Raw genomic sequence first — 2,497 nt, 5'->3', positions numbered from 1 at the left:
CCCGCGCCGCAGGTGGGCATGCCTTTGCCCATGGGACGTACCGGGCCGGGCTTGTAGGGGAAGGCCCCGGTCTTGAGAGGACTTGGAACGCACATCTGCTTTTCGGCGGCCGCGCCGCATTTGGGGCATGCCGGAGATTCGTCGCCAAAAACCAGCTCTTCAAATTTGTTTCCGCAGGCGGTGCAGACAAAGTCAAACATGGGCATACTGATACTCCTGAAACATTTGATTAGGCCCTGACGGCTGCATCAAGGCCGCGCCCAGCCTTCGTGCCGGGCGTGGGGCTGGGCTTGCGTCCAGGGTACTTGCCCTGGGCAGTGCCTGCATATATAAACATAAATACGCTCAAGGCAAGGGCGCCATAAGGCCGTCATGCCGGGCGCAAACCGCTTTTCGGGCATCGGCTTACGCAAGCCCGGAACCGCAGGAGAAATATTATGAAAAAAATTCTGGTACTGACCGGTGACTATGTTGAAGACTATGAAGTGATGGTGCCTTTCCAGATGCTGCTCATGCTCGGCTATGACGTGCATGCCGTATGCCCCGGCAAAAAGCCCGGCGATGTCGTGCGCACGGCCATTCACGACTTTGAGGGCGATCAGACCTATTCGGAAAAGCGCGGCCATAATTTTGTGATCAACTTTGATTTCGACAAGGTTAACACTGCCGACTACGTGGGTCTGGTTGTACCCGGCGGTCGCGCGCCGGAATATCTGCGCCTGAATCCGCGCATTCTTGACATAGCGCGTGAATTCAATGCGGCCGGAAAGCCCATTGCCGCCGTTTGCCACGGCCCGCAGATTCTTGTTTCTGCCGGTGTTCTGAAAAACCGTACCTGCACCGCCTATCCCGCAGTGAAGCCCGACGTGGTGGATGCAGGAGCCACCTGGGCAGATTTCAACGAAACTTTCACCAACGCCGTGGTGGACGGCAACCTTGTGACGGCTCCGGCCTGGCCCGCGCATCCCGCGTGGATTGCGGCCTTTGTCAAACTGCTCGGCGCAAAGATCAGCATCTAGAGCAGATTAACTTTGAGAATGTATATTCTCAAAGTTTAAGACACGCTCGCTTCGATGCTTAACCGCGCAAGTAAATAGCTCTGCTGTCTTCGCGGCAGTCGTTGGCGAGCCTGCGAGCCTTACGAATGGCGACAGTGGTTGTGTGGAAACAAACCGCTCGTTACACATGGTGTCTGCAAGCGTAGTTTCCCGCGTTACAACTCCTGAAGCATCCGTAACTTCCTTTGTCGTAACGGCTGAAGCTGCGCTTGCATCTTTGCGGCAGGCGTCTGCTCACGCAGCCGCCAGAGCAATTTCAAAGTGAAATTGCTCTGGAGCAGTTAACGCTTGAAGTGCTTTGGTATAACGACGGGCGCCCCGCAAAATTTTGCGGGGCGCCCGTAATTTTATGCGCAGGGCAGCCAGCGTGAAAGTCTGCGCTGGGGGGCTATAATGGCTCCACAATCAGCCCTTTGTCTGACAGCTCCACCGGCCGCACGGGCAAAAGCCCGGAAAGGGACGGATCTGAAACGCCACCCTCCGGGGATGCTTCCCGTGGACGCAGAAAACAGGCCGCATAATACTCGTTGACGCCCTTGATTTTTTTACCGCCCGGCAACGCGCCATTCCGCATGTTGCCGGAGGTGTCCGCAGCAAGCAGCATGCGCGGCAGGGCCATCTGCGCCGCGAGAAATTCTTTTTGCTTCAGGGAAACAGCCTGCCGCACCCTGGCCGCGCGTTCCAGCTTGAGGGCATGGGGAATCTGCCCTTCAAAGCGCTCCGCCGCGGTTCCGGGACGCCGCGAGTACGGGAAGACATGCGCGTAACCGAGGGGCAGACGCGTTATAAGGTCGAGAAGTTCCTGCACGTCCTCTTCTGTTTCTCCGGGAAAACCCGCAATCATGTCCGCGCCAAGGCCCATGGCGGGCCAGTGGCCTGAGAGCTCCCTGACGGCGTTTTCAAGCATGGAGGGGCTGTAGTGTCCGCGCCCCATTCTTTTCAGGACGTTACGGCTGCCGTGCTGCAAGGATATGTGCAAATGCGGGCAGAGCATGCGGCAGCGGCGCAAAACATCCAGGGCGTGTGCGTCAAGCTGTCCCGGCTCCAGAGAGCTGATGCGAAAGCGGGCCTGTCCGGAAAATTCCGGGGCCAGGGCCGCATCAAGGGTGCGCAGCAGGCTCCAGAAGTCTCCTGTTTGCGCGTCCCGTCCGTATTGTCCCAGATTGATGCCGGAAATCATGATTTCCACATGGCCCGATTCCAGCAGGCGGCGGGCTTCTTCCACCACATCTTCCACCGGGCGGCTGCGGGGCTTGCCCCGTGTGAGCGGCACAATGCAGTAGGTGCAGCGGTGGGCGCAGCCATCCTGCACCTTGAGTACAGGGCGGGCGCGTTTGAAGGTGGAGATGCTGAAAGACGGAAATCTGTTGCCGGTTGCCGCGCCTGCGGCCGTTTCCATTACGGCCGCCGCCTGTGCCTCGGCGTTGGAGGCGGTGCTG

General features: G+C 58.8%; 3 protein-coding genes. 1 reads left to right on the top strand and 2 read right to left on the bottom strand.

The window, feature by feature from the left end:
* On the bottom strand, positions 1 to 206 hold a 206-nt coding region (locus tag V6C07_RS10870; protein ID WP_333536503.1), incomplete at its 3' end, for a zinc ribbon domain-containing protein.
* A 231-nt stretch (positions 207 to 437) separates the two neighbouring features.
* On the opposite strand from V6C07_RS10870, the gene V6C07_RS10865 reads away from it, so the two are divergent.
* Positions 438 to 1,019 (top strand): DJ-1/PfpI family protein, encoded by a 582-nt coding sequence (locus V6C07_RS10865; protein WP_333536502.1) that lies wholly within the window; start codon positions 438 to 440, stop codon positions 1,017 to 1,019.
* 427 nt (positions 1,020 to 1,446) lie between these two features.
* Here V6C07_RS10865 and V6C07_RS10860 read toward each other — a convergent pair.
* Positions 1,447 to 2,497: radical SAM protein (locus V6C07_RS10860; protein WP_333536501.1), on the bottom strand; the 1,051-nt coding region annotated here is incomplete at its 5' end.

It is taken from the genome of Desulfovibrio sp. 1214_IL3152, assembly GCF_036763055.1.
In the GTDB taxonomy this organism is placed as follows: domain Bacteria; phylum Desulfobacterota; class Desulfovibrionia; order Desulfovibrionales; family Desulfovibrionaceae; genus Desulfovibrio.
The sequence above is the reverse complement of the archived record's forward strand: the minus strand, read 5'-3'. Positions and strand labels throughout refer to the sequence as shown.

Coding starts and splice junctions, on each gene's coding strand:
- V6C07_RS10865 (WP_333536502.1), top strand. CDS start 438: ATGAAAAAAATTCTGGTACTGACCGGTGACTATGTTGAAGACTATGAA.